Genomic DNA, 26,133 nt, shown 5'->3' on the forward strand with positions numbered 1-26,133 from the left:
CATGAAGATCCTGCACCTGCTCTCCACCGTCGATCCCCGCGCCGGCGGCCCCACCGAAGGCGTGCTGCAAAGCGGCCTCAGCCTGCGCGCGATGGGACACGACGTCGAAGCGGTATCGCTCGATGCACCGGATGCGCCCCATGTCACGGGATTCGGTTTGCGGCTGCATGCGCTCGGACCGTCGCGCGGTTTCTACGGCCTGTGTCCGGCGCTCGTGCCGTGGCTGAAGCAACACGCGCCGCGCTTCGACGCGGTGATCGTCAACGGGCTCTGGCAGTACCACAGCTTCGCCGCCTGGAAGGCATTGCACGGCGGCAGCGTGCCGTATTACGTGTTTCCGCACGGCATGCTCGACCCATGGTTCAAGCGGACCTATCCGCTCAAGCATCTGAAGAAATGCCTCTACTGGCCCTGGGCCGAATACCGCGTGCTGCGCGATGCGCGCCGCGTGCTGTTCACGACGGAGGAAGAACGCCTGCTCGCGCGCGAATCGTTCCGGCTGTATCGCGCGAACGAGGAAGTGGTGGCGTTCGGTACGCGGCCGCCGCCCGAGGATTCGGCTGCACTGCGCGAGGCCTTCCTCGCGAAGTTTCCGCAACTGGCGGGCCGGCGCATCATCCTGTTCCTCGGCCGCATTCACGAGAAGAAAGCGTGCGACGTGCTGCTGAACGCCTTCGCGCGCGTGCGCGACACCGATGCGAACGCACACCTCGTCATGGCAGGCCCCGACGACAACGCCTACGCCACGCAGATGCGCGCACTCGCGGGTGAACTGGGTATCGAAGAGCGCGTGACCTGGACCGGCATGCTGAGCGGCGATTTGAAATGGGGCGCCTTCCGCACGAGCGACCTCTTCGCGCTGCCCTCGCATCAGGAAAACTTCGGCATTGCCGTAGCGGAGGCGCTCGGTTCGGGCCTGCCGGTACTGATCTCCGACAAGGTCAACATCTGGCGCGAGGTGCAAGCCGATGGCGCGGGCATCGTGACGACAGATACCGTCGAGAGCGCCAGCGCGGGTCTGTCAGCCTGGCTGGCGATGGATCCCGTCGCGCGCCACGCCATGCGCCAACAGGCGCTCGACACCTTCACAAAACGCTTTCATGTGGAAGCGATGTCGAAGGATCTGTTGCGCGTGCTGCGCGAAAACGCAGACCCGCAAGGCGGCGCCTTCACGCCCGCTACCTTTCCTGCGCGCTGAGGTTCGCGAGATCAGTTCGCGGGCAGGCGCGCCTTGAGATAAGGCACGAAACCGTTCTGAACCGAGAGAATTTTCTTCGCGCAATCGTCGAAGTCGGAGCCGCGTGCGCGCTCGTCTTCATACATGCCCTTGCATTGCGCGAACAGCGATACCGTCGCGCCGCCGCCGGCCGTAGCCACACGCGTCGCCGAGAACACCGGCTTGCCCGAACCGGACGGCACGTCGGTCTCGATCGCGAAGGCATCGGCGCGGGTCAGCCGCTCCTTCGAATTCTGCTCGACGTAGGTTTTCGTCAGCGACCACACGGCGTCGCATTGCGCGGCATCCCGGCAGGCGACGGTGGCGTTGCGCTGCGCGTCGTCGAGCGACTGCTGGGAGAGCATGAACGTGCGCTCCTTGCTTTGCTCCTTCTCGGCGGACGAGCAAGCGGCGAGATACATGGAAACGAGTGCGAGTGCGGTGAGCTTTTTCACGAGCGGGACACCAAAAAACCAGGTCGGACGGCGATTATAGCGATGCCCGACCCCCCCACACCGTTTCCCGCCCGCGCTACTTCTTCACCATCTGCAAGGGCAACGCGACCCCGGGCATATGCATCGCCGACGCGGCCATGGGCAGCGTCTCGCCCGGCGCGTCGCTCCTGACCGGCATGGCGGCCGGCGTGGCCAACGTGCCGGCGACATCGTCGCCCTTGATGACGCGCCCGAGATGACCCGCGAGCCGCAGGGTCAGCGCGGCGATCGTGATGGTCGGGAAGTTCGCCCCCACCGTCGGAAAGACCGAGCTGCCCGCCACATACAGATTGCTCATGCCGTGGATCTTCAGGTTGCGATCCACCACGCCCTGCTTCTCCGAATCGTGCATGCGCGTCGTGCCCATGTGATGCCACGTGCCCTCGAGCTGCGCGGGCCAGGGCTTGCCTTCGAGCGGCTCGTCGAGCGTCACGTCGGCCACGCCGCTGCGCTTCAGGTCCGCCGCGATATGCGCAACCGTGCGGTCGAACGTGCGTTTCACGAGCTCGGTCACGCGCCAGTCCACCTTCACGCGGTTCATGCCGAGAACGTCCTTCTGTGCCGAAAGCGTCACGCGGCTGTCGCGGTTGGGCTCGGCCTCGACGATCGTCTGGATCTTCACCTCGGTGATCAGCGGGCGCGGCTGCAACAGACGCGCGAGACCGAAGCAGGCGGTATCGACGGGATGGGTCGCCATCGCGAGCAGGTCCGCGGCCGTGCTGAAGCCGGGTTCGTCCTTTTTCAGGAGCCGTTGCTTCATGCGGATCAGCGCCTCCGAGCCCTTCGTGTTCTCGCCGCGAAACACCGAATAAAACCAGGCGCGCGCATTCAGCAGCTGTTCCTTTTCGAGCACCTGTTGCGTGAGCGCGAACTGAGACGAGATGAAGGTGCCATGCGCCGATACCGCACGATTCTGATAGTGATACTTGATGTCGTAGAGCTTGTTGCGCGCCCACTGTTTCGTGAAATGCACGTTCGCCGACATGATGCGCGGATGATCCATGAAGTAGCGGCCCACCAGATCATGGCCGTTGCCCAGTCCCGCGGCCTGCACGCGGTTCGACGACAGCAACAGGCGCGCATTCTCGATGCCGCCCGTCGCCAGCACGAAGACCTTCGCGCGCACCGCGAAGCGCCGGCCCGTCAGCGTGCCGACATCGATCTTCGTGACCGAACGCGCGTCGGCGTCGGTATCGATGTTGAGCGCGTTCGCGAAGAGCATCACGCGCACGTGCTTCGCATCCAGCAGATGCTGCCGATACACCTTGCCGAAGCGCACTGGCGGGCTGAACTGGGAGATCGTGTCGCGCACGGTGCCGCTCGGGAAGGGATGGCGCTTCACGTCGTCGCGATGAATCGCCGCTTCCCAGTAGGCCGGCTCGAAGTTGCTCTCGCCCAGTTGCAGCAACTGATGGGTGCGGGCGTAGTACGGCCGCAGTTCGTCGAGGCCGAACGGCCAGCCGCTGTCGGTGACCCAGTCGCGCTTCTCGAAGTCCCATGCGTCGAGCGGACGGCACCAGCCGCCCCAGCAATTGCTGCTGCCGCCGAGATAGCGGCTGCGGCAGCCGTCGGCGAACTCATACGGCACGCCGACGTTCTCGCCGCGATACAGGTCGCGGGTATCGTCGTCCGGCTTGTAGCCGCCGCTTTCCAGCATGCAGGCGTCGATGCCCTGCTTTTCGAGTTCCAGCGCCAGCGTGATGCCCGCCACGCCCGCGCCGATGATGCACACCGTGGTCTCGATGACTGCGCCTTCTTCCACACTCCGGCTGTCGATGAACATGCCCCGTGCTCCCTCTCGTTCCGTGCTTAAGAGCGGTGTCATGCAATGCTCGCCTGGTCACCGCGCTTCTGACCCAAGATCCCTGACGCCGTATCGCGCGCGCCATGCGCAACTGTCGATACGAACGATCCCGACGGTGTTCCTTCGCGTGTTCGCAGCGCGCGCCTGTCGCGCAGCCGCGTTCCCCCGGAATACCGCTTCGGCTTCACTGCCTCCTTCGCAAGTCGGTCCACGAAATCCCGGTGCTCGGGGCGGCTCCTTCGTGGAGCTCTTCGGTCCGTCGCGCCGGCGCGTTGTCTGTCTTGCCGCCTTCAACGTCATCTGCAACGTTGCAACGACACACGCCACGCCCAGGAATACCCCGCGCATGGCTCATCGGTTCAAACGGGAAAGCGCTTTCTGATGAAGCGCACAGGATTGCCGCCGTACACGCCTTCCGCTTCGAGCGAGCGATGCACGACCGAGAGCGGCGTGACGACCGCCGACCGCCCGATGGTGACGCCCATCTGCACCACGCATTTGGATGTGATCCAGACGCCGTCCTCGATCACGATCGGTGCGACTTGCAGGTCCATGTTGCCGCCCACGTCATGCGAGCCTGTCGTCAGGAAGACGCCCTGCGAAATGCAGACGTGATGGCCGATGCGAATTCCGGCCTGGTTGTAGATCCAGGCATCGACGCCGAACCAGCAGTGGTCGCCGATCTCGAGGTTCCAAGGCGCCTTGACGCGGATGGGATGCGGCATGCGGCAGCCGCGGCCGATACGCGCGCCGAACGCGCGCAGCAGCGCGACGCGCACGAACGACACGGGAATGAGTTTGTTGTTGATGAAACAGGCTTCGACGAAGAACCACACGAGTTCGGTCAGAAAACCGCGCTTCGCGACGAAGTTGCCGGGACCGGCCCGTGAGAGGTCGATCACGCGGCCGGGCGCCGTGGTGCCGCGCGTCGCGCGTGCGCCGGCATCCTCGGCGTGGCCGGCGCAGTGCTCCCCGATCGCTTCGTCCATATGCCCCCCGCGCGTTTGCTGCTGCTCGCTGCTTCTGGCCCAAGGGCGCCTTGCGGCGCGCCACGCATATCGTTTGAATCGTTCTTCGTTCGCAGCTTCGTCTGCCGGCGAAGACCTGCGCGATGACGTGCACGAGGTCTTCCGGTGTCTGCTTGTCTTGCCCGCATGATCCACGCTGAAGAGCGTTCTGTCGTCCACCCATTCGCAGGGAACGGACGCCCTCGCAGCGGCAGCATGCGGCGTGTGGTGAATGGATTATCGATGAAGGTCGCGCGGCGTCATCCGCGCCTTCACGCGAATGGCCGCTTCAGCAAGGCTTTTGGCGTTAGCGGGCGGTGCCGCGCAATATGCTGTTTTCATGCGCCGGGCCAGCGTTCCCGCCTGCTGTCCGGCGCTCCCCGAAACGATGCGCGATGCCTCGTTGCGAAGCATGGCGAAACGTTGCAACAGGCCCGGAGAATCCGATGAAACACGAACCGCGCACGGCGCTGCGCCCGCTGGTCATGACCGCTTTCGCGGCCGCTGCGTTCAGCGTCGTGCCCATCGCACACGCGGGCAACTTCTCTGATGCGGCGATCAGCAAGGGCGAAGCCGGCGGCGCCGCGCCGGCGGAGATGGACCTGCTCGGCAGTCCGGGCGCGTACTCGGACCCGTATGGCGCGCCCACCAATGGCCGCGGCGGACAGCGCGGACCAATCACCAATGGGCAGACCGCACAAGGCGTCTCGCCCACGGACAAGCTGCTCGCGCAACAGAACGGTTACGCCGGCAATGCGGGCGCGGGTGCGCGCATGCGTGCGACCGGACGCAAGCCCGACACGAAGGCCACGATGATGCCGCAAGGCGCGGCGGCAGCGCTCTATCCGACGCCCAACGGCCTCAAGCCGCCCGCGGCCAATGCGGCGCGCGCGCGGGACATCTACAAGTCGCCTTATTGATTTGAAAGTCCGCGTAACGGCGCGGTTCGCAAAAAAGGAACCGCGCCGGGGCAGACGCTATTCGATCTTCTCGACCTGCGGCAGGATCGGCGCGCGTTCCGTCTTGCGCGCCAGCGTGACTTCGGGGCTGTCGGCGGGCCGGGTCTGGGACACCGCTTCGCGCACTTCCGCCGCGTTCGGCAGACGCGATCCCGACAACTCGAACAGACGCTCCTCGAGCCGCGCGAACACGGCCGCCGGCGCGAGCCGTTCCTGCGCGAACCGACGGCCTTCCTCGCCGTGACGTGCGCGCAGTTCCGGGTCGGCCACGAGCCGTTCGATCGCGCCGATCAGCGCCTGTGCATTCTCCGGCTCGATCACCTCGCCGCGCCCGCTGACGGCTTCGAACAGCTCGGTGCCCGGATGCGCCATCGCGATCACGGCGCGCGCGCTCGCGAACATGCCGGTGAGCTTCGACGGCATCACGAGATCGGCGACGTCGCCGCGTTGCGGCAGCACGTGGATGTCGGCGAGATTGAGCAGTTCGTTGAGACGCTCCAGCGGCTGGAGACTCAGAAAGCGCGTGTTCGGCAATCCGGCGCAGCGCTTCTGCAATTGCAGCCGCGTCGCGCCGTTGCCGCAGAACACGAACACGATATCCGTGCGGCCGGCCAGCGCGGCCGCTGCCTCGGCGAGCACTTCGAGGCCTTGCTTCGCGCCCATGTTGCCGGAGTAGAGCACGACCGGCGCATGCTCGCCGATGCCGAGTTCACGACGGAAGGCGCTCCGCCGATCGAGCGGAAAGATCGCGGTCGTGTCAACCCAGTTCGGCAGATGGAACACGCGTGACAGCGCGACGCCCTTGTTCACGGCGCGATCGACCATCTTGTCCGAGATCGACGACACCACGTCGAAGCGCTTCATGAGCCAGCGCTCGAACGCAAGCGCCAGGCGGCCCGCGCGCGGGTTCTTGAGCATGCCGAGGTCGAAGGCGGCATCGACCTCGAAGTCCTGGATATGCAGCCACGCGCGCGCGCCCGTCATGCGCGACAGCATCAGCGCGCCGGGCGCGTTGAGCAGGCTCGGCGCAATCGTCATCACGACATGCGGCCGCCACAGCGCATGACAGGCCAGCGCGGGCAGCGACGAACACGCGAACGAAGCGAGATGCAGCATGCGCTTCGCGCCGCTCGGCTTCGCGGGCACCCACAGCGGCGCGCGCCACAGACGCACGCTCGCGCGGGTCTCGAAGCAATACTGCCAGCTCCGGTAGCCCTGCCCCACCTTCCACTCCGGGTAATACGGCGGCGCGCAGACGACGCGCACCTGATGGCCGGCGCCGGCCAGCGCCTCCGCCATTTCCGCCGTGTACTTTCCGGTACCCGTCAACTCGGGCGCGTAGTTCAGCCCGTAGATAAGTATTTTCATGTGGTCCCTCGCCCGACATGCGCGCCCGAATGCGCGGGCGTGTCCTCGCCGCCCGCCAAAGCGCCGGCCGCCGGGTACGCAGGACCGCGTGCCCGGCGGCGTTGGTGACAGCCTGTGGTTCCTCCTTCCAGGTCCTTCCAGTGGTTCCGGTCCTGTCCCGCTCAGTTCGTCAGCAGCAGCGCGCAGCCGCGTGCGATGTTGGCCGCCGCGGACGGCGGATCGAAGCGCTGGATCACATCGGTGCAGCGCACGGCGACACCTGCCGTATCCGCGAACGCCTCCAGCGACTTCAGCATCACGCGATGCAGCGCCGGCACGTCACCGGCGGGAAAGGCATAGCCGGACACGCCGTCGACGACGAGTTCCGGCACACAGCCGCAACTCTCGCTGACGAGGACCGGACAACCATGGGCCAGCGCCTCGTTGGTCACGAGACCCCACGGCTCGCGCACGCTCGGCAGCACCATGCAGGTGGCGCCGAAATACTCGCGCGAGAGCGGCTCGTCCTGCAGACTGCCCAGGAAATGCACGGAGTCTTGCAGACCGGCGTCGGCGACTTGCTGTTTCAACTGATTGCCGAGCGGTCCCGTGCCGACGATGCGCAACTCCGCATCCGGCACACGCTCCTTCAACATCCTGAACGCTTCGACGAGCGTGTTTATTCCCTTCTCCGCCGAGAGCCGCCCGACGAAGAGAAACACCGGCCGGCCGCCTTGCCGGTGCGCGAGCCGGTCGGACACGACGGTGCCCGGCGAGAACGCGCGCGGCAACGCGGCCGCCTGACACGGACTGAAGATCGTGTCCTGCTTCGCGCCGAGCGACATCAGATACTCGCGGCTGCGCATGCCGAACGCGAAATAGCCGTCGCACAGCGTGAAGAACACGCGCTTCGGAATCGAGGTGAGCATGCGGCGCGGGTTGTCGCGCGCGGTCGAGTCGCAGAACACCGCACGACGCTTGCCCGTCACGATGCAAGCCCCCAGCATCGCCCAGTATTCAGGACGATGATAGCCCGGCAAAACCACGAGATCCGCCTTGGTGCGGAGCACTTCCCACGTGAGGCGCATCGTCATGCGCCATCTCGGCACGTCTTCATAGCAGCCGTTGAAGAGCTTCCTCATCGGGTAGCGGTGAAACGAGTAGTCCACTTCCGAGAAGCCGATGCGATCGTGTTCCGTATCCGCGATCTGCACCATCGAATAGCGGATCGCGCCGGACCCCGAGATATGGTGGAGCGCCGACAGCACCTCGCCCTTGTGCCGCGACCACACGACGTTGTGAAAGATGGTCACTGATGCAGACATTGTTGTTCTACCCTGTGTCGTTTTTGTCGTAAGCGATGCCGGCGCGTAGCCTTAAGCGGCAACGGGCGTCTGCTGCATCGATGCGTAGCGCGTCAGGAAATCTTCATACGTCGCGCGTATTCCCGCCTCCAGTCCGATCGACGCCGTCCATCCCATGCCGCCAAGCTTCGAGACATCGAGCAGCTTGCGCGGCGTGCCGTCGGGCTTGGTCGGATCGAACATCAGTTCGCCCTGGAAGCCCGCCACGCGGCAGATCGTTTCCGCCAGTTCGCGGATGGTCAGGTCCGTGCCCACGCCGACGTTGAATACGCCCTCGCCCACGTCCTGTTCCATCAGGAAGATCGCGGCGGCGGCGAGGTCATCGACATGCAGGAACTCGCGGCGCGGAGTGCCCGAACCCCACACGGGCAGCGTCGCGTCGCCGCGCAGACGCGCTTCATGCGCCTTGCGCAGCAGCGCGGGCAGCACGTGACTGCTCTTCAGGTCGTAGTTGTCGTTCGGCCCGTAGAGATTGGTCGGCATCAGCGAGACGAACTTCGTGCCGTACTGGCGGTTGTAGGCTTCGCACATCTTGAGACCGGCGATCTTCGCGATCGCGTAGGCCTCGTTGGTCGGCTCCAGCGCGGACTGCAGCAGGTATTCCTCGCGGATAGGCTGCGGGCAGTCCTTCGGATAGATGCACGACGACCCGAAGAAGATCAGCTTCGACACGTTCCAGCGGCACGCCGCATGGATCACGTTGGTTTCGATCGCCAGGTTCTCGTAGATGAACGAGGCCGGCCGCGTCGAATTCGCGAGAATGCCGCCCACGCGCGCCGCCGCGAGCAGCACCACGTCGATCTTCTCTTCCTCGAAGAACAGGTTCACGCCGCCCTGGTCGGTCAGGTCGAGATGCGCCTTCGTGCGGGTGACGATGTTCCGGTAGCCGGCGTCCGTGAGGCGGCGCACGAGCGCCGAGCCGACCATCCCGCGATGTCCTGCAACGAAGATCCGTGCGTGCTTGTCCATGCGCTTACTCGTGATGTTCGAGGGCCTTGAAACCGGCGAGCGTGACGAGCGCGTCGCGCCGGGCAATTTGAAAATCCGCGCGCACCATCTCCTTGACGAGCGCCGAGAACGGGGTGGCGGGCCGCCATCCCAGCCGGGCGTGCGCCTTGGACGGATCGCCGAGCAGGGTTTCGACTTCGGTCGGACGGAAGTAGCGCGGATCCACCCGGACGATCACCTGACCCGGCGCGAGCTTGGTTTCGCGGCTCTCGACGTGGTCCACGATGCCCACCTCGTCCACGCCTTCGCCCTCGAAGCGCACGTGCACGCCGAGTTCGGCGGCCGCTTGCTGGACGAATTCGCGCACGCTGTACTGCACGCCGGTGGCAATGACGAAATCCTCAGGCTTGTCCTGCTGGAGCATCATCCACTGCATCTCGACGTAGTCGCGCGCATGGCCCCAGTCGCGCAGCGCGGAGAGGTTGCCGAGATAGACGTCGTCCTGCAAACCCACCCCGATCCGGGCGATCGCGCGCGTGATCTTGCGCGTGACGAAGGTTTCCCCGCGCACCGGCGACTCGTGGTTGAAGAGAATCCCGTTGCACGCGTACATGCCATAGGCCTCGCGGTAGTTCACCGTGATCCAGTAGGCGTACAGCTTGGCGACCGCATACGGGCTGCGCGGATAGAACGGCGTGGTCTCGCGCTGCGGGATTTCCTGGACCAGCCCGTATAGTTCGGATGTCGAAGCTTGATAGAACCGCGTTTTCTTCTCGAGGCCGAGAATCCGGATTGCCTCGAGAATACGCAGCGCGCCCAGGCCGTCGGCGTTGGCCGTGTACTCGGGTTCCTCGAACGACACCGCCACATGGCTCTGCGCGGCGAGGTTATAGATCTCGTCCGGCATCACGCGCTGGATGATGCGCACGAGGCTGGTCGAGTCCGTCAGGTCTCCGTGATGCAGGAACAGGCGCTGGTCCGCTTCGTGCGGATCGCGGTACAGATGGTCGATGCGGTCGGTATTGAAGAGCGAACTCCGGCGTTTGATGCCGTGCACTTCATAACCCTTGCTGAGCAGCAGTTCGGCAAGATACGACCCGTCTTGCCCAGTGATGCCCGTGATCAACGCGACTTTGCGGTCCATGCGTAACCTCTCCATCTTCGGTCTCAAGATGCGGCGCGCGGGGACGCGCCGACATTGTTGTACCGGGCACTTCTACCGAGCTATTGTTTTGCGCTGGTCACTCCGCGATGCTTTCGTAGCCGTAATACCCGGCGTATGTACTTCCCATCAACATCTTCGACTGCGGCACATCCGTCAGCAGCACGCCCTTCATGTTCACGCCGCCGTGGTGCAGGCGCTTCATCGTTTCGCCGATCTCCTGCACCTGGTTCTTGCCATGCCGCACGACGAGCAGGCTCGTGCCCGCGTGCTTGCCGATGACGGTCGCGTCGGTGACAGCCAGCACGGGCGGCGTGTCGATGATCACGAGGTCGTAGCGCTGCTTCAGCTCACCGAGCACCTCGCCCAGCCGGTCGCTCGCGAGCAGCTCCGACGGATGCGAGGGCAGCGAGCCCTTGGTGATGAGGTCGACGCCCGGCAGGACGTCGGTGAGAATCGCGCTCGTCACGTCCGCGCCCATCAGGACGTCGGAGAGACCCGGCGAATGACGCACGCCGAAGTGCGAGTGGATGTCGCCGCGGCGCATGTCGCCGTCGATCAGCAGCACGCGCTTGCGGGTCGAGGCAACCAGCGTCGCGAGATTCACGGACAGGAACGACTTGCCCGCCTCCGGCCGCGAGCCGGTCAGCATGACGACGTTGTTGCGCGCATCGGCGAGTTGCAGTTGCAGCGAGGTGCGCAGGCCGCGAATGCCTTCCACGGCCGCATCTTCCGGCGCCTGCGCCGCGAGCACATGCAGTCCTTCGCGGCGCATGCCGACCTTGCGTTGCAGGCGCAGTTGCTCGGTGCTGCGCGGCACGATCGCGAAGACGCGCACGCCCAGTTGCTTCTCGATCTCCTCCGGCCGCTCGACGCCGCCATACAGCGACTTGCGCACGAACGCGAGCAGGATGCCGAGCACGAGGCCCAGGCCTGCCGAGATCAGGATCACGAGCACGCGCTTCGGGCGTACGGGGTCGTCCGGCGTCTGCGCGAAATCGACGACGCGCACGTTGCCGATCTGGCCCGCCTTGGCGATGCGCAGCTGCTGCGCGCTGTTCAGGAGATTGGTGTAGAGCTCGGTGTTGACACGCACGTCGCGCAGATAACGCAGCGCGGTCTGCTCGGTATCGGGCAGCGTGGACACGTTCTTGGCCATGCGCGACTGCGCGCCGGTGAGCGAGGCAATCTGCGCGTCGAGCGCCTGCACCGACGGATGGTTCGCGGTGAAGCGCAACGACAGTTCGGCGCGCTGCTGTTGCAGGTCCGAGAGCTTGGTCTTGTTGTCGACGATCTGCTGGAGCAGCAGGCGGCTCTCTTCCGAGAGATCCACCGTGCCCTGCTTGTTGCGGAACGAGTTGTACTTCTGCTCGGATTCGTCGAGCTGCTTCTTGAGAATCGGCAGTTGCTGGTCGAGGAACGCGAGCGTGTGCTCCGCTTCGGCCGAGCGCTTTTCCGAATCCTGCGCGACATAGCGGTTCGCGATGTTATTGACGATCTGCGCGACTTCCTTCGGGTTGCTGCCTTCCAGGCTGAGCCCGATGATGCCGGACTGCAACGCCGTTTCCGCGACCGTCAGGCGCTTCTGCAAACTGTCGATGGTGGTGAGCGTCGAGAAGCGCTGCAGCTCGAACTGCACGCCCGGGTTGCCGACGAGCTTGTCCACCTTGAGCTTGACCGGTCCCTGCTGCGTCACGCCCGATGCTTCCTGGCCCACGCGTCCCGTGAGAATGGCGACGCCGTCCGGATCGTTCAGCACGTAGCCGCCGTTCTCGCCGGCGACCAGCGTGAACTTCTTGTCGTAGAGATCTTTCGGCGTGTCGAAGAGCGGCACCTCGATCTGCTCGCCGCCCCATGCGAAGCGCGACAGATAGCCCGAGGGCACCGTCATGTTGAACATCGAGAAGGCGCTGCCGAGCAGCCCGCCCAGTACGGGCAAGCCATGCGGCGCCGCGCTGATGTCGAGATGCAGGCGGCGCACCGCGTCGTCCACCACGAGGCGCGAGCGCAGCAGTTCGATTTGCGCGGCCGTGGTGGCCTTGCCGTCGAACATCTGCGACACGGCCTGCACGGCATTGGCGTTCGCGTTCGGATTGTTGTTCGGGTTCGTTTCCTCGACCTGGATGAGCGCGTCCGCCTTGTAGGTCGGCGTCGCGATGAACGCGTACGCCGTTCCTAATGCGACCACAGCGAGCATCACGACCGTCACGAGCTTCCAGTTGCCGAGTACGGCCGCCAGATAGTCGGAAAGCCGCAGTTCGTCGCCCGTCGATACGTCGGAGTATCGTGAATCGAAGTTCATCGCCATGGTCTCGCTCGCTCAGTTCTTGAAAACGAACAAACAAACCACCGGCGCGCCCCTGCGCGCCGGCCACAACCCTTACTTCGTCAGGACAGCCGCCGTCAGACCCGCATTGATGGCCGGCAGGAGCAGGTTCAGCACACGCGAGAAGCGAACCAGTCCGTTGTTGTCCACATAAACCACGTCATGCGGCTGCAATTCGAAGCCGTTCGCGAGCAGCATCGACACCGGCGAACGCGCGTCGAGGTGATACACCTCGGGCTGGTCGGACTGGCCGTTGCGGATCACGTACACCTGCTTCGGATCGGACGTCTCCGGGTTGAAGCTGCCCGCCTGCGACACCGCATCCGACAGCGTCAGCTTGCCGTTGCGCATCGGGATCACGGTGGCCGGCTTCGACACTTCGCCCATCACATAGACGCCGTTGTCTTCGCGCGAGTCGATGCGCAGCGCATCGCCCGGCTTGAGCATGATGTCCGACGGGCTCTTGCCCTTCGACGTCATGCCCGCCATGTTGATGTGATACGTGACGCCGTCGCGGATCAGCGTGACGCGGCTCTGGTCCGCCGTCGTCGCGAAGCCGCCCGCGCGGCCGATGGCCTCGGTGAGCGTCATCGGAATGTCGTTGATCTGCTGCGAGCCCGGCGTGCGGACGTCGCCGTCGATATACACCTGCGACGCACGGAACGATGCAACGCGCACCGTCACCTGCGGCTTCACGAATACTTTCGAGAGCTCCTGATACAGCTCGCGCTGCACCTGGCCTTCGGTCTTGCCCGCCACATGCAGCGGCCGGTTGACGTACGGGAACTGCAGGTTGCCGTCGGCATCGACGACGAAGCCCGGCGCGGCATCCGCGGTACGCGTCTGCTGCGGCGGCTGGCCGAGCGCGGCGACGAGTTCCGGGTGATCCCACACGGTGACCTGCAGGACGTCGCCGACGCCCAGCTTGTACGCGCCGGCCTTGCCGTACAGCGAAGCGTTCGGGTCGCCCGTGACGACCGGTTGCGCGGCCTTCATTTTCTTCACGAGCGAGAGGTCGATCGGCGTGATCGGAATGTTGACCGTGGACGCAGGATCGCCCTGGTCGTTCGAGGTTTCGACGAGTTGCGCCGGCTGCTCGAAGTGCATGCCCGGCGCCAGTCCGCAGCCCGCGAACAGCACGGTGAAGGAAGCAGCCGCAGCCAGGCTCGTGAGGCGGAAGATGCGCGACACGTTGGTATTGGCGGCCATGGAGGTGGTGCCCGGTTGTTGTTGATTGTGCATAATGGTCGTCCCCTACATCAGTAAGCGTTGGTGTGGCGTAGTCCCTTGAAGATCGTTGCGGCGATGATTCTCATGTCGAGGCCGAACGACCAGTTACCCAGGTAGTACAAATCGTGTGCGACGCGTCCTTCCATCTTCTCGATGCGATCAGTCTCTCCTCGAAATCCGTTGACCTGGGCCCAGCCGGTAATGCCCGGCTTGATCCGGTAACGATGGATGTACCCCGATACGACCTTCTGATACAGGTCGTCATGTTCCAGTGCGTGTGGACGCGGGCCCACGACCGACATGTCGCCGAACAGAACGTTGAGGAACTGCGGCAGCTCATCGAGGCTGGTACGGCGCAGGAACGCTCCGACCCGGGTCACGCGCGGGTCGCCGCGCGTGGCCTGCTGGAGCACTCCGGCCTGTTCCGTATGCAGACGCATTGAACGGAATTTGTAGATTCGGAAGACGCGGCCATCCGCGCCCTTGCGGCGTTGCCTGAAGAACACCGGCCCGCGCGAGGTCAGCTTGATCGCGAGCGCAATGCCGAGCATCAGCGGCGCGACGGCGATCAGCGCGGCCAGCGCGAACGCGCGGTCGAACAGTTCCTTCTTCAGCAGCGCCGACGCCGACAGCGGCGACGCCACCAGGTTGATCGCGGGCGTGCCGAGCAGATCCGTCACGCCGCTTTCGAACAGCGCGAGACTGCGCACGTCCGGGATGAAACGCACGTTGATGAGGTCATCGCGGAACTCGTTCACGAAGCGCAGGATCATGCGCTCCTGCGACAGCGGCAACGCGAGCCACACTTCATCGACGTGCTGGGTGCGCACGAAATTGACGAACGCCTCGTAGTTGTCGAACACCGGCACATCCGTGTTGATCGCGCCGCTTTCCGGCGCCGCATTGAAGACGGCGGTGGCGCGGAAACCGGAGTCGGTGGCGCGGTCGACCTTGCGGATCATCGAATGGCAGTGCCGCCCGCAGCCGACGATCGCCACCTGATGCAGGTTCATGCCCGCATGGCGCATGTGCGCGAGCACCGCGTGCGTGATCAGCCGGCCGGCGATCATCAGGCCGCCGGACATCGCGGTCCAGTAGGCAAACCACAGACGCGACACATAGTCGAGGCGATGCAGGGAGAACATCAGTGCGAGCGCGCAGCCTTGCACGACGAGCCAGCCGAGCGACACCTGGCAGGCCAGTTGCAGCTTGCTGCGGCCGCGCCACGACTGATACACGCCAAAGCCCGGAAACAGCGCGAGCGAGAACGCCGCCGCGAACGCGACGAACGCCACCGAATAGGCGTGAGCCTCGATGTACTCGAACCTGATCTGCGATGCCACGGCCGCGCCGCCGACGATCACGATGACGTCGAACAGCCTGGCCAGCAATCCCTGTAAATCGCGCATGTCATTCCCCCGAATGCTTATCGCCCCTGTACTGCACCCGCTCGTGCCCTCCCTCGCCAGCCAGTCTTTGATCTGGTGTGAAGCCGCTGCAAAGAAGTGTCGCGTGCTGCCTGTTTGTTGCCTGTTCCTGCTCTCGTGCCGTGCTCAGTTGCAGCGGCCGTAGGTGTCGTCGAAGCGCACGATGTCGTCTTCGCCGAGATAGCTGCCCGACTGCACCTCGATGATCTCGAGCGGCACCTTGCCCGGGTTCTCCAGCCGATGCGTCACGCCGAGCGGAATGAAGGTCGACTGGTTCTCGGACAGCATGAACTGCTCGTCGCCGCGCGTGACCAGCGCCGTGCCGCACACGACGATCCAGTGCTCCGCGCGGTGATGATGCATCTGCAGCGAGAGCTTCGAGCCCGGCGACACCACGATGCGTTTCACCTGGAATCGCTCGCCGTGTTCGATCGAATCGTAGAAGCCCCACGGACGGCGCACCTTGCGATGCGCGTTGGCTTCGGGCGCATGCTGTTCGCGGATGCGCGCCACCAGTCCCTTGATGTCCTGCACGCGCGAACGGTCCGCCACCAGCACGGCGTCATCCGTCTCGACCACGACGATGTTGGTCGTGCCGACGCACGCCACCAGGCGGCCGCCTTCGGAGCGCGCATAGCTCGACGTGGCGCCTTCGAACATCACCCGGCCGCTCGCGACGTTGCCCGACTCGTCCTTGTCCATCGCGTCCCACACGGCGTCCCACGAGCCGAGGTCGGACCAGCCCGCCACCAGCGGCACCACCACGCCTTCGCACGGCCGGTTGTTCGTGCCGATGTGCTCCATCACCGCGTAGTCGATCGAATCCGACGGCGCGCGGCCAAACTCGGCGGCCGACGGACGCACGAACTTGCCGTCGTCGCGACCTTCAGCGAGCGCGGCGCGGCAGGCCGCGTGCATCTCGCCATTGAGCTTCTGCAACGCGGCGAGCCACACGCTCGCGCGCACCACGAAAATGCCGCTGTTCCACCAGTACGTGCCGGCCGCGACGTATTGCGTCGCCAGCTCGGCCGCGGGCTTCTCGACGAAGCGCTCGATCTTGTGCGCGCCGTCTTCCAGCGCCTCGCCCAGGCGGATGTAGCCGAAGCCGGTGTCGGGGCGCGTCGGCGGAATGCCGAGCGTCGCGATCACGCCGCGTGCCGCATGCTCCGCCGCGATGGCAATCGCGCGATGCAGCGCCGGCAGGTCGGCGATCGAGTGATCAGCGGGCATCGCGACCATGATGGCGTCCTCGCCGTCCTTGATCGCCGCGAGTGCGGCGAGCGTGAGCGCGGGCGCCGTATCGCGGCGCGCCGGTTCGACGATGATGCGGGCATCGACGCCTGCTTCACGGGTCTGCTCTTCCGTGGTGAAGCGATGCTCCTCGCCGCACACGATGATCGGTGCAGCGGCCACCTTGAAGTCGCCCGAGAAACCCTTGAGACGGCCGACAGTAGCCTGCAACAGCGAATCCCGGCCGACGATGCCGATCAGCTGCTTCGGGAACTGTTCACGGGACATCGGCCACAGGCGCGTGCCCGAGCCGCCGGCGAGAATGACCGGCACAAGCCTGCGGCACGCGGCCGTCTCCATGCTTGTCGTGCCAGTCATCTTCTCGCCTACCGTGCGTGCCTCATTCGTCATATGGACTCCTGCCTGCGATTTCGGTCGGGCAGCACACTGCCGCCCGAGCATGATTGAGTGCCGAACCGTTCTGGTCCGGCCAAACCTTCGACGGTATACGCCATCGTTGTTCAGACCATGCGCGCTAGCGCGCTTATCAGCCGTTCGGCCGTTCAGCCGTTTGCTTCGCGCCTGCTCTGCGTCCGGTACTCGGTCGGAGAGATCAGGAGGCGCTTGCGAAAAATCTTCGCCAGCCGGTCGCCGTTGCCCATGCCGCTGCGGCGCGCGATCTTGTCGACCGGCAGTTCCGAATCCGTCAGCAGCGCACAGGTGACGGCGAGCCGCGCCTGCAACAGGTAGTCGGACGGCGTGATGCCCATCTCGATCTTGAAGCGGCGCAGGAAGTTGCGTTCGCTCATCGAGGCCACCTGCGCCGCGTCGACCACCGAGATCGGCCGCTCGCAGTTGTCCTGCAGCCAGCGCGCCGCCGCCCGGATCTTGTCGCCGGCAGAGGCCGCGCCGCTGTCGCCGAGAATCGACACCAGCTTCGCCGCCGAACCCGGCATCAGGCGTTCCGCGACGCTGCGCGACACGTCGATGCCGAGGTCGCGCTTCACGATCAGCAGCGCGCCCTTCATCGACTCGTAGCGGTCGCCGGCGTCGGCCGACTGCTCTTCGCGCACCAGATGGATCATGGCGCCGCCGTAGCGCGCCTGCGGATCCTGCACCGGGCCGATGCCCGCGGCGTCGAGCACCTTGCGGCCCTCGGAGATGGCGCGGACGACGGTGGTCTTGGTCTGCACGCGGCGCAGCCATTCGACGATGCGGTCGTCCTTCGCGGCGCCTTCCGCGCCCCGGCCGCCGGCAACGAACAGCGCGTCGAAGCCGCCGTAGTGGCGCGCGTCCAGGCCGTCGGTCCACACGCGCACCGACGACGAGCAGGCGACGTTGCCGCCTTCCACCGACAGGAAACGGACGTCGTAGGTGCAGTCCACGCGGGACCGTGCCGACGACAGCTCGTTGGCCATGTGGAAAACTTCCGCGACGATCCCCGCGCCCAGCAGGGAGAATCCGTCGAACAACAGGATCGCGATGCGGCGGACCTCGGTCTGCGAAGTTCGCGCCGCGGGCGGCGTCCAACCCATGACTGCGGGTTCGAGATTGGCGTAAGGCATGGTCATCCTCTGCAGCTTTGTTTCCAAGGAGGTGCGGAAGAGTTCTCGGTCATTGCGGCGCATCAAAGGAGTTTCCCGAACTTCGCCGGGTTGCCGTGACCGATTGGAACGGAGTGATGGCGGAATCGATCCGCTGGCTTGAATAATAAGCAGACAAACTTTTTTGTGCTCTAGATTTTCGCGCTTGAACCACAAAATCTGTCGCGCTATGAGGGTGAGCGCACATTGATATCCCTCCCCAAATTCCGAATGCGCGGCTTTCTAAAGAATCACGCGATAGAAACACGATTTGTCATACAAACTTTTAGTCCGTGGCTTAGTGCAATCCACGCCCGTCAGCCGCCCGATCGGCCATGGACAAAGTCTGAAAGCCCCGCCCCACGGCCCTGTGCGGCTGGCGCCCGGAGGCTCGGCCCAAGTCGGAGCAAAGAAACTGATTCAACGGTGAAACATTGCTGCGTTCAGAGGGCCGTGTGTGTATCGCTCAAATCGGGAATTTTTTTCCTTTCCTGCTGGTTCATAAAGCAAGCTTAAAGCTGTTTTCGCATTTCCATTAATTCCGTCAATTTGAACGAAATTAATAAAGCGCTATTTTATCGCTCTGGATAATCGAAGCGTTTTCGTGCTCATCTTTAATCAGCGATATTTTAAGTTAATCACGATTTCAAAGCGTGCTCATTTGATTCCCGATGCTGCACTGCGAAACAGCGGCACCCGTATCAGCCCACGCATCCGCCGGGATGCGGCACCCGACCTGTCCGCCATTCTCTAGTGCTTTGCGGCGGTGCACGGTTTGACACGGCTTTCTCCATGCCGTTGAAAGCGGCTGTAATCATCGGGAGAATACGCACGCTTGTTTGCAAACCTCTCATGTCATTCAAATCACGCTGGCTTTGGTGCGGCGAAGCCGTGTCCGAGCCGGTCAGCTTTGCCGGGTTTTCACAGGCAGATCCCATTGTCGTGGTCATCCTTCCATGTTTCACTCCTGAAATTGGATGAGCGCCCACGCACATGGATGCCGCCCCTGAGCGTTCACATTCGAAACGCCAGGCATCCGGTCCAGCATTCATCCGACGACGCACGCCCACGCGTGCGCGCGCGCACGGTAGGCCGCCGGCGCAGGCAGCATCGTGTGCGCTTGGCGCGTAGCCCGAGCGCCTTCGCCGCATGGGCGGCACAGAGCGCTCACGCGCCAGGCTCACGATGAACCGGACACCCGCTTCGCGTTTCTCCGCCGCTCGCCGAACCCAGCGCGTCCGGCGGGCGCGCATCGCCATGGCAGCAGGCGCGCTGCTGGCGCTGGCCGCCTGCGACAAGACGGGCCCCGCCGAAACGCTGGCCACCCGCATCGAGACGCTCGCCACGGAAGGACCCGGAGCGCCGCGCGCGGCGCTCGTGAAGGTCGCCGAGAACGAGGCGCCAGACCCGGCCGACACCCCGCCCTTGCGTTGCAGCGCGCCCGCGCCGCCCATCGCGGCGAAACCGGGAGGCGAACCGATCGAAGCCGATACGCCCGGCAGCGACGGCACGCGCATGTTTCCGCTCGATGCGCCCGTCCGCATCGCGATCACGACGCGGACCCAGGCCGCCGACACGGTCGAATGGCAGATACGCGATGCGTGGAATACCCCGAAGGCAAGCGGCCGTTTTCCGGTGAAGGCCCAGCCGGGCACGTACACGCTCGCCTGCATGTCGGAGGCGGCGGGGTATTTCTCCGTGAGCGCCTCGCTCGTTTCGGGCAAGAGCACGTTGCCGATGCGCGGCACACGGGCCGCCGGCATGGCCACCTTCGGCGTGCTGCCGGACGTGTCGACCACGCTGCCGCCCGTCACCTTCGCGCATCCCGATCAGCACCGCTTCGGCGGGCAAGGCTCCGCGTACCTCAAACCGGGCGAGGACTGCTGCTCGGGCGACGGCTATCGGCCGCTCTACACGGACCTTGGCCTCACCTGGGTGAACGACAACCGCAACTGGTACGTGACCGAAGAAAAAGGCCCCAACACCTTCAACGCCTCCGCCGACAATCTTGCGGCGTTCTTCAAGCCCGGCGACCTGCTGCGCCTCATCCAGCTCGACGGCATTCCCGCCTGGGCCAGTCCGACCAAGGAGCGCACGCACAGCTGGGCGCCGGTTTCGCTCGATGCTTACAGCGCCTATATGAAGCGTGTCGGCGAGGAATCGAACACGGTGCGCAAGACCTGGTTCGCGCGGCAGACGCACAACTACTATCAGGTGACCTGGGAGCCCGACTACGAGGGCGGCCTGCCCTGGAAGGATACGGACGCCAATCTCGTCGCGCTGTACAAGGCCACGCACGACGCCATCCACGCGGGCGATCCGAATGCCGTCGTGATGGGGCTGACGCTGTCGAATCTGGCGTCGAACACGAAGTGGCTGCGACGCCTCGCGCCGCTCGGCATCGGCAAATATCTCGACGGCGTCAGCGCCCATGGCTATTACGATGTCGGCACGTCGCCGTCGCATCCGCCGGAGCGCTTCGACGCCTCCCCGGCCACCGCCGCGAAAGCCATGCCGGGCATGATGCGCGACCTGCGCCGCGCGATGACCGACGTGGTCAAACCCGGCGCGAAGCTGTTCGTCACCGAGACAGGCGTGAGCTATGACATCGGCAGCAAGTACGGACCGAACTCGCCTGGCTGGAACGTGCTGTATGCGCAGGGCGCGGTGGTGGCGCGCGCGCATCTGATCCTGCTTGGCGAAGGCGCGGACGTGAGCTTCGTGTTCTATTCCGCCGATATCCCCAACGAGATTGGCTACGGTATCTTCTTCGACCTCGTGAACCCGCAAGGCGGCTTCGGGCAGAAGCAGATCAGTCCGAAGCCCGCCGCGATGGCGGTAGCCGCGATGACGCGCCTCATCGACGGCACGACTACGCTGGGTCCGGTGAAGGACACGCCGAAAGGCGTCTACGCCTATGCGTTCCAGCGCCTGAACAACGGCCGCGTCGTGACCGCGCTGTGGACCCACGACAACGCCGCATGGCCCGGCGCCAAAGGCTTCGATGCGACCCGCGCAGTGAACTACCGGCTCGCCGTGGATGCGCCGGGCAAGTCCGGCTCGGTCACCGTGTTCGACATGATGGGCAACGCATCGACGGTGCCGTACAGCGACGGCCAGGTGCCGCTCGTGCTGACGGCCGCGCCGGTGTACGTCGTGTCGAACAATGCCGATTCGATGCGCGCGAACGTGATCCGTCCGGCTGGATACGTGGGGCAATGAGCGCTGCGCGGCATGCTTGCCGCATGGCCTGCGCTGACGGGATTCAGGCGGTTTTCGCCAGTGCCGCGCATGCCGGCGAGGCGAGCCCGCGCGCTACACTCGATTCGCAATGAACCCGGCCACGATGGACGCGACCTACGGAGCGGCGATGCTGAGCGAGGCGGATTTCCTGACCGTGGTACGGCTTGCGCCGCTGGTCTCGATCGACCTGATCGTCACCGACGGCAACCGGCACATTCTGGTGGGACGGCGGCGCAACCGGCCGGCGCAGGGCACCTGGTTCGTGCCGGGCGGGCGCATCGCCAAGGACGAATCGCTCGATGGTGCGTTCACGCGCATCGCCCACAACGAGCTGGGCGTGGCGAGCATGGAGCGCGCGGGATCGCGCTTCTTCGGCGTGTATGAACATCGCTACGACGACAACTTCGCGGGCGCCGGCGGCTTCGGCACGCACTACGTCGTGCTCGCCTACACGCTGACGCTGAACGCCACGGCGGCCATCGGCCGCTTCGATCAGCACAGCGAATATCAATGGCTTTCGCGCGACGAACTGCTCACGCGCGACGACGTCCACGAGAACACCAAGGCGTACTTTCGCTGAGCGCCTGCACTCGGTCCAACGCTAAAAAGACAAACGGCGCGCATCGCTGCGCGCCGCCCATCCTTCCCGCCAAGAAACCTGTTATGCCTCTACGATCGGGCACGCGCTCGCGTCATCCGCGGCAGGCGCCACTACTGCTTGTTGCTGCACTTCCTGCACAGCGAATTGCGCGCGCAGATAGCGCTCGAACTCGTCGCGCACTTCAGGATGGCGCAGCGCGAATTCAACCGTCGCCTTCAAATAGCCGAGCTTGCTGCCGCAATCGAAGCGCTTGCCGCGATAACGGAACGCCAGCACCTGTTCCTGCGTGAGCAGCGCCTGGATCGCATCGGTCAGCTGAATCTCGCCGCCCGCGCCGGGCTTCTGCTTGCGCAGGAAGTCGAACACGCGCGGCATCAGCACATAGCGGCCCACCACGCCGAAGTTCGACGGCGCCTGCGCCGGCTCCGGCTTCTCGACCATGCGCGAGAGCTTGAAGAGCCCGTCGTCCCACGGCTTGCCTTCGATCACGCCGTACGAACGCGAGTCCTGCCGGTCGATCTCCTCCACGCCGATCACCGACGAATGGTAGTGATCGAACACATCGACCATTTGCGAGAGCACCGGCGGCTCGCCATCGAGCAGGTCATCGGCGAGCACGACCGCGAACGGCTCCGCACCCACCAGCTTCTCCGCGCACAGCACCGCGTGGCCCAGTCCGAGCGCTTCCGCCTGGCGCACGTAGATGCAGTTGACATGGCTCGGCTTGATGCTGCGCACGAGGTCGAGCAGCTTCTGCTTGCCGCGCGCTTCGAGTTCGGATTCGATCTCGTAGGACTTGTCGAAATGATCTTCGATTGCGCGCTTGCTGCGGCCCGTGACGAAGATCATCTCGGTGATGCCCGCGGCCATCGCTTCCTCGACCGCATACTGGATCAGCGGCTTGTCGACCACCGGCAGCATTTCCTTCGGGCTCGCCTTGGTGGCCGGAAGGAAGCGCGTGCCGAGGCCCGCGACAGGAAACACCGCCTTGCGTACTTTGAGCATCGGCTCACCTCGTCTGATGGTTGTCGGGAGGCATGCCCGATGCGTCGTCGAGCGTTCGCGGCACGCCTCTTGTTATGCAATACGGGTCGCCGGTTTCGTCAGACGACAGAAATGATGTGAGCTTATTCCTCGAGTATCGAAATCATCTGCCAACACTTCGCCTTTTTCCGACTGCGCGCGTGGCGAATGTTGCCTGCCGCGTATAGTGCGACGCATGTGAGCTCACATTGCCGCACCTTGCGCTGCCTTCAACGGAGGTTCGCGTTCCTTGCATGTGACCGGTCCGGACGCCTTGCGGGTCCGTTTCGGTCGAGGGAGAAAGTCGATGGAATACGCCAATGGCATGGGCAGGCTTCAGGTGGTGCGCGGGGTCACGCCCGGCATCGAGCCCGAGCCCGCCGGCATGGCCGGCACGGAGAAGCGGATCGGCATTCTGATCTTCGAGGAATTCTCGCTCGTCGAGGTCAGTTCTATCTCCGAAGTTTTTTCGCTCGCCAACGAAGTCCATCTGCCGGCGGATGCTGGCCACCGCACGGAAGCGCCGCACTATTCGCTGCTATTTTTGTCCAGTGAAGGCGGCAGCGTGGCGAGCAGTTGTTCGATGCGCATCTGGACCGACAGCCTGGAGACGCGCTGGATGAACGAATGCGATGCATTGTTCATTGCGGGCGGCGCGGGCGCGCGGCAGGCGCGGCACGACACGATGCTGCGCAAGCGCCTCGGCCGCGTGGCGCCGAAGATTCCGTTCATCAAGGCGATCGGCGAAGGCGCGCACATTCTCACGGCAGCCAATCTCACCGTGCAGAGCCGCTCGCTCGATTTCGCCGGAGAAGCAGCGGCGCCGGCGTTTCCGGCCGCGCACCTGCCCGGCATGGCGAATCCGCTGTTCATCGCCGAGCAGACGCTCACGCTCGATGATCCGAAAGGACCGATCGCGGCGGCGCTGTCCATCATCAAGCGCGACTATGGCTCGGCGGTGGCGCGCGAAGTATCGGAACGCTCGATTCCGGGCGCGTGGCACAAGCTCGCGACGCTCCTCGACGACACCGACGGCGGCGGCGTGCGCCAGAAGATCGACGCGGCCGCGCGCTGGATTCGCGAGAACTACGTGCGGCCGATCTCGATTGCCGATGCGGCGCGCGTCGCGGCGATGAGCGAACGCAATTTCCTGCGCCGCTTCAAGGCGCAGATCGGACTGACGCCGTCGGAGTATCTGTTGCGCGCGCGGCTCGATGCGAGCTGCATGCTGCTCGCCGGCACCGACCTGCCGGTGGACAAGATCGCGCGGCGTTGCGGCGCCGGCAGCGGCGATGGTCTCGCCAAGATCTTCCGCAAGCGGCTGTCGATTTCGCCGACCGAATACCGGCTGGCAGGCCGCCGCAAGGAGGCCGATGCCAACAGTACATAGGCGCAAGCAGGCGCATGCGCCGCCACGTTCGTTGACCTTTTCGTCGGCGCCCGTGAAGTTACCTGGAACGAATACGCATGGAAACAAGGGTACTCTGGACTCTCTCGAATCTCGGCGACGCGGCGCTCCTGTTGCCGCTCGCGCTCGTCTGCGCGCTCTGGCTGCGCACGGTGGACCTGCGCCTCGCGATCCGCTGGGCCGCGCTGCTCACGCTCGGCATGGGACTCGTCGGGCTCTCCAAGGTGCTGTACGCCGGCTGCGGCCTTGAAATTTCCGCCATCCAGTTGCGCATGATCAGCGGCCATACGATGCTCGCCGCCTCGATCTACACCGTGGCCGGCGGGCTGCTGTTCGGCGGCCTGGGCGGCGCGTGGTACCGGCTGGGCGCGGTGGGCGGTCTCGCGCTCGCGGCGGCCATCGGCGCGAGCCGCATCATCCAGGATGCGCACACGCCGGCTGAAGTCGTCGCCGGCTGGGTGCTCGGCGCGTTGGTGGCAGGCCTGCTGCTCGCACGCGTCTTCGATCAGCCGCGCAAGATGCCGCGCGCGCTTGCCGCGGGCGTCGGCCTGCTCGCCGTCTCCTCGATCGCCTACGGCCATCACGCGCCGTTCCAGCGGATGATCGAGCACTACTCCTGGTGGCTCTGCCAGGGTCTCGGACTCTGACGCGCGCGGCTTGCCCCGTTCACGTTTGACGCGCGTCCGTGCGATCTTCAGTATGATCGTCGCTTGAAAAAAGCAGGCCGCCGGCATGCTGAGTCATCGCGCGCGACCACGCGGCCGCGCCGACACGTTTCCGGACCCCGAGCATGGATCGCTTCCTTGCAATGAAAGTCTTCGCGCGGGTTGTCGAGGCGGGCAGTTTCTCCAAAGCCGCCGACGCCCTGCGCCTGCCTCCCGCCAGCGTCTCGCGCACGCTCCAGGCGCTCGAAGCGCATCTCGGCGCACGCCTCATCAACCGCACCACGCGCAGCATCAGCATCACCGAGGACGGCGAAGCCTATTACGAGCGCTGCGTGCGCGTGCTGGGCGAAGTGGACGACATGGAAGCGTCGCTCGCGCACTCGAAGACCAATCCGAAAGGACACATCAAGATCAGCCTGCCGCAGGTGATGGCCAAGAGCACCATCATCCCCGCGCTGCCGGAATTCTTCGCGGCGTATCCCGAGATCGGCGTCGAGTTGCTGCTGACCGACCGACAGGTGGATCTCGTCGAGGAAGCCGTGGATTGCGTCGTGCGCGTGGGCGCGGTCGGCGACGTCGGGCTGGTGGCGAAACGCATCGGCGCCTATACGCAGATCACCTGCGCCGCACCGAAGTATCTCGACGCGCACGGCGAGCCGCTGACGCTCGACGATCTCGAACAGCACCTGGCCATTGGCTACGTGCTCAACCATTCGGGACGCGTGCGCAACTGGGAATTCGGCGTCAACGGCGAGACGCGCAGCATCACCATGCAGCACAAGATCGCGGTCAACGACGGCGATTCGTACATTGCCGCCGGCGTCGCGGGACTGGGCTTGATCCAGGCGTCCAGCTACACGCTCGATCCGCTGCTGAAGAGCGGCGCGCTCAAGGAAATCTTGAAGGAGTATCCGTCGTATCCGCGCGTGGTGTCGGTGCTGTATGCGGCCAACCGGCATCAGCCGAGGCGCGTGCGCGTGTTCATCGACTGGGTTGCGGAACTCTATAGCCGTCTGCCGACGTTTCAGGTGCGCAGCGGCGGTAAGCCGGAGTAGGCGTTCAGGCGGCGCTTTGGGGTGGTGTTGGCGTGGGTGGC

General features: G+C 65.0%; 21 protein-coding genes. 7 read left to right on the plus strand and 14 right to left on the minus strand.

The genetic code is table 11. From position 1 onward, the window contains the following. Position 1: 1 nt before the first annotated feature. Positions 2-1,198 (plus strand): glycosyltransferase, encoded by a 1,197-nt coding sequence (locus tag QCE88_RS13275; protein WP_309902532.1) that lies wholly within the window; start codon positions 2-4, stop codon positions 1,196-1,198. A gap of 11 nt (positions 1,199-1,209) precedes the next feature. Here the strand turns inward: QCE88_RS13275 and QCE88_RS13280 are convergent, their stop codons facing one another. The 4 genes from QCE88_RS13280 to QCE88_RS13295 form a co-directional block, all read right to left on the minus strand. Next, complete coding sequence (locus QCE88_RS13280; RefSeq protein WP_309902535.1) at positions 1,210-1,671, minus strand: hypothetical protein; 462 nt, start codon at positions 1,669-1,671, stop codon at positions 1,210-1,212. Between the two features lie 76 nt (positions 1,672-1,747). Then, a complete protein-coding gene (locus QCE88_RS13285; RefSeq protein ID WP_309902537.1) occupies positions 1,748-3,493 on the minus strand; it encodes a GMC family oxidoreductase in 1,746 nt (581 codons plus the stop codon). A 380-nt stretch (positions 3,494-3,873) separates the two neighbouring features. Further along, positions 3,874-4,503, minus strand: a complete 630-nt coding sequence (locus tag QCE88_RS13290; protein WP_309902540.1) for a DapH/DapD/GlmU-related protein — start codon at positions 4,501-4,503, stop codon at positions 3,874-3,876. A 255-nt stretch (positions 4,504-4,758) separates the two neighbouring features. Further along, complete coding sequence (locus tag QCE88_RS13295) at positions 4,759-4,935, minus strand: hypothetical protein (protein WP_309902543.1); 177 nt, start codon at positions 4,933-4,935, stop codon at positions 4,759-4,761. Between the two features lie 32 nt (positions 4,936-4,967). On the opposite strand from QCE88_RS13295, the gene QCE88_RS13300 reads away from it, so the two are divergent. Then, a complete protein-coding gene (locus QCE88_RS13300; protein ID WP_309902545.1) occupies positions 4,968-5,441 on the plus strand; it encodes a hypothetical protein in 474 nt (157 codons plus the stop codon). Positions 5,442-5,498: 57 nt separating this feature from the next. On the opposite strand, the gene QCE88_RS13305 is transcribed toward QCE88_RS13300, so the two are convergent. From QCE88_RS13305 to QCE88_RS13345, 9 genes are all read right to left on the minus strand, one after another. Next, entirely contained in the window at positions 5,499-6,848 is a 1,350-nt protein-coding gene (locus tag QCE88_RS13305) for a glycosyltransferase WbuB (RefSeq protein WP_309902547.1), read from the minus strand. 161 nt (positions 6,849-7,009) lie between these two features. Then, complete coding sequence (locus QCE88_RS13310; protein WP_309902549.1) at positions 7,010-8,152, minus strand: glycosyltransferase family 4 protein; 1,143 nt, start codon at positions 8,150-8,152, stop codon at positions 7,010-7,012. Positions 8,153-8,203: 51 nt separating this feature from the next. Then, positions 8,204-9,160, minus strand: a complete 957-nt coding sequence (locus QCE88_RS13315) for a GDP-L-fucose synthase (protein WP_309902551.1) — start codon at positions 9,158-9,160, stop codon at positions 8,204-8,206. 4 nt (positions 9,161-9,164) lie between these two features. Beyond that, positions 9,165-10,283 (minus strand): GDP-mannose 4,6-dehydratase, encoded by a 1,119-nt coding sequence (gene gmd / locus QCE88_RS13320; RefSeq protein WP_309902553.1) that lies wholly within the window; start codon positions 10,281-10,283, stop codon positions 9,165-9,167. 97 nt (positions 10,284-10,380) lie between these two features. Further along, entirely contained in the window at positions 10,381-12,609 is a 2,229-nt protein-coding gene (locus QCE88_RS13325) for a polysaccharide biosynthesis tyrosine autokinase (protein ID WP_309902555.1), read from the minus strand. 72 nt (positions 12,610-12,681) lie between these two features. After that, on the minus strand, positions 12,682-13,836 hold the full coding sequence (locus QCE88_RS13330; RefSeq protein WP_309903578.1) for a polysaccharide biosynthesis/export family protein: 1,155 nt from the start codon (positions 13,834-13,836) through the stop codon (positions 12,682-12,684). Positions 13,837-13,886: 50 nt separating this feature from the next. Continuing rightward, complete coding sequence (locus QCE88_RS13335; RefSeq protein WP_309902557.1) at positions 13,887-15,266, minus strand: undecaprenyl-phosphate glucose phosphotransferase; 1,380 nt, start codon at positions 15,264-15,266, stop codon at positions 13,887-13,889. A gap of 144 nt (positions 15,267-15,410) precedes the next feature. Then, positions 15,411-16,925 (minus strand): mannose-1-phosphate guanylyltransferase/mannose-6-phosphate isomerase, encoded by a 1,515-nt coding sequence (locus QCE88_RS13340; RefSeq protein ID WP_409018090.1) that lies wholly within the window; start codon positions 16,923-16,925, stop codon positions 15,411-15,413. Positions 16,926-17,077: 152 nt separating this feature from the next. Next, positions 17,078-18,079, minus strand: a complete 1,002-nt coding sequence (locus QCE88_RS13345) for a helix-turn-helix domain-containing protein (protein WP_309903582.1) — start codon at positions 18,077-18,079, stop codon at positions 17,078-17,080. A 1,275-nt stretch (positions 18,080-19,354) separates the two neighbouring features. Between QCE88_RS13345 and QCE88_RS13350 the strand changes: the two genes are divergently transcribed. Continuing rightward, a complete protein-coding gene (locus tag QCE88_RS13350; protein ID WP_309902559.1) occupies positions 19,355-21,319 on the plus strand; it encodes a hypothetical protein in 1,965 nt (654 codons plus the stop codon). Positions 21,320-21,467: 148 nt separating this feature from the next. Next, entirely contained in the window at positions 21,468-21,920 is a 453-nt protein-coding gene (locus QCE88_RS13355; RefSeq protein ID WP_309903584.1) for a GDP-mannose mannosyl hydrolase, read from the plus strand. 81 nt (positions 21,921-22,001) lie between these two features. Here QCE88_RS13355 and galU read toward each other — a convergent pair whose 3' ends face one another. Then, positions 22,002-22,946 carry a UTP--glucose-1-phosphate uridylyltransferase GalU gene (gene galU / locus QCE88_RS13360; RefSeq protein WP_309902561.1) on the minus strand — a complete coding sequence of 315 codons (945 nt, stop codon included), beginning with the start codon at positions 22,944-22,946 and terminating at the stop codon, positions 22,002-22,004. Positions 22,947-23,271: 325 nt separating this feature from the next. Here galU and QCE88_RS13365 point away from each other — a divergent pair, with 325 nt between their 5' ends. The 3 genes from QCE88_RS13365 (at position 23,272) to QCE88_RS13375 (ending at position 26,092) form a co-directional block, all read left to right on the plus strand. After that, positions 23,272-24,354 carry a helix-turn-helix domain-containing protein gene (locus QCE88_RS13365; protein WP_309902563.1) on the plus strand — a complete coding sequence of 361 codons (1,083 nt, stop codon included), beginning with the start codon at positions 23,272-23,274 and terminating at the stop codon, positions 24,352-24,354. 77 nt (positions 24,355-24,431) lie between these two features. Next, positions 24,432-25,019 (plus strand): phosphatase PAP2 family protein, encoded by a 588-nt coding sequence (locus tag QCE88_RS13370; protein WP_309902565.1) that lies wholly within the window; start codon positions 24,432-24,434, stop codon positions 25,017-25,019. Positions 25,020-25,162: 143 nt separating this feature from the next. Beyond that, positions 25,163-26,092 (plus strand): LysR family transcriptional regulator, encoded by a 930-nt coding sequence (locus QCE88_RS13375; protein WP_309902566.1) that lies wholly within the window; start codon positions 25,163-25,165, stop codon positions 26,090-26,092. The last annotated feature ends 41 nt before the right edge of the window (positions 26,093-26,133 follow it).

The organism is Caballeronia sp. LZ035 (assembly GCF_031451175.1).
Classification (GTDB): Bacteria; Pseudomonadota; Gammaproteobacteria; order Burkholderiales; family Burkholderiaceae; genus Caballeronia.

Bases quoted from the DNA above. Each gene is read 5' to 3' on its own strand.
- QCE88_RS13335 (WP_309902557.1), bottom strand. From the start codon at position 15,266: ATGCGCGATTTACAGGGATTGCTGGCCAGGCTGTTCGACGTCATCGTG.
- QCE88_RS13305 (WP_309902547.1), bottom strand. From the start codon at position 6,848: ATGAAAATACTTATCTACGGGCTGAACTACGCGCCCGAGTTGACGGGT.
- QCE88_RS13355 (WP_309903584.1), top strand. From the start codon at position 21,468: ATGCTGAGCGAGGCGGATTTCCTGACCGTGGTACGGCTTGCGCCGCTG.
- QCE88_RS13325 (WP_309902555.1), bottom strand. From the start codon at position 12,609: ATGGCGATGAACTTCGATTCACGATACTCCGACGTATCGACGGGCGAC.
- QCE88_RS13285 (WP_309902537.1), bottom strand. From the start codon at position 3,493: ATGTTCATCGACAGCCGGAGTGTGGAAGAAGGCGCAGTCATCGAGACC.
- QCE88_RS13310 (WP_309902549.1), bottom strand. From the start codon at position 8,152: ATGTCTGCATCAGTGACCATCTTTCACAACGTCGTGTGGTCGCGGCAC.
- galU (WP_309902561.1), bottom strand. From the start codon at position 22,946: ATGCTCAAAGTACGCAAGGCGGTGTTTCCTGTCGCGGGCCTCGGCACG.
- QCE88_RS13350 (WP_309902559.1), top strand. From the start codon at position 19,355: ATGGCAGCAGGCGCGCTGCTGGCGCTGGCCGCCTGCGACAAGACGGGC.
- QCE88_RS13330 (WP_309903578.1), bottom strand. From the start codon at position 13,836: ATGGCCGCCAATACCAACGTGTCGCGCATCTTCCGCCTCACGAGCCTG.
- QCE88_RS13315 (WP_309902551.1), bottom strand. From the start codon at position 9,160: ATGGACAAGCACGCACGGATCTTCGTTGCAGGACATCGCGGGATGGTC.
- QCE88_RS13300 (WP_309902545.1), top strand. From the start codon at position 4,968: ATGAAACACGAACCGCGCACGGCGCTGCGCCCGCTGGTCATGACCGCT.
- gmd (WP_309902553.1), bottom strand. From the start codon at position 10,283: ATGGACCGCAAAGTCGCGTTGATCACGGGCATCACTGGGCAAGACGGG.
- QCE88_RS13345 (WP_309903582.1), bottom strand. From the start codon at position 18,079: ATGCCTTACGCCAATCTCGAACCCGCAGTCATGGGTTGGACGCCGCCC.
- QCE88_RS13375 (WP_309902566.1), top strand. From the start codon at position 25,163: ATGGATCGCTTCCTTGCAATGAAAGTCTTCGCGCGGGTTGTCGAGGCG.
- QCE88_RS13275 (WP_309902532.1), top strand. From the start codon at position 2: ATGAAGATCCTGCACCTGCTCTCCACCGTCGATCCCCGCGCCGGCGGC.
- QCE88_RS13290 (WP_309902540.1), bottom strand. From the start codon at position 4,503: ATGGACGAAGCGATCGGGGAGCACTGCGCCGGCCACGCCGAGGATGCC.
- QCE88_RS13295 (WP_309902543.1), bottom strand. From the start codon at position 4,935: ATGCTTCGCAACGAGGCATCGCGCATCGTTTCGGGGAGCGCCGGACAG.
- QCE88_RS13365 (WP_309902563.1), top strand. From the start codon at position 23,272: ATGGAATACGCCAATGGCATGGGCAGGCTTCAGGTGGTGCGCGGGGTC.
- QCE88_RS13370 (WP_309902565.1), top strand. From the start codon at position 24,432: ATGGAAACAAGGGTACTCTGGACTCTCTCGAATCTCGGCGACGCGGCG.
- QCE88_RS13340 (WP_409018090.1), bottom strand. From the start codon at position 16,925: ATGACGAATGAGGCACGCACGGTAGGCGAGAAGATGACTGGCACGACA.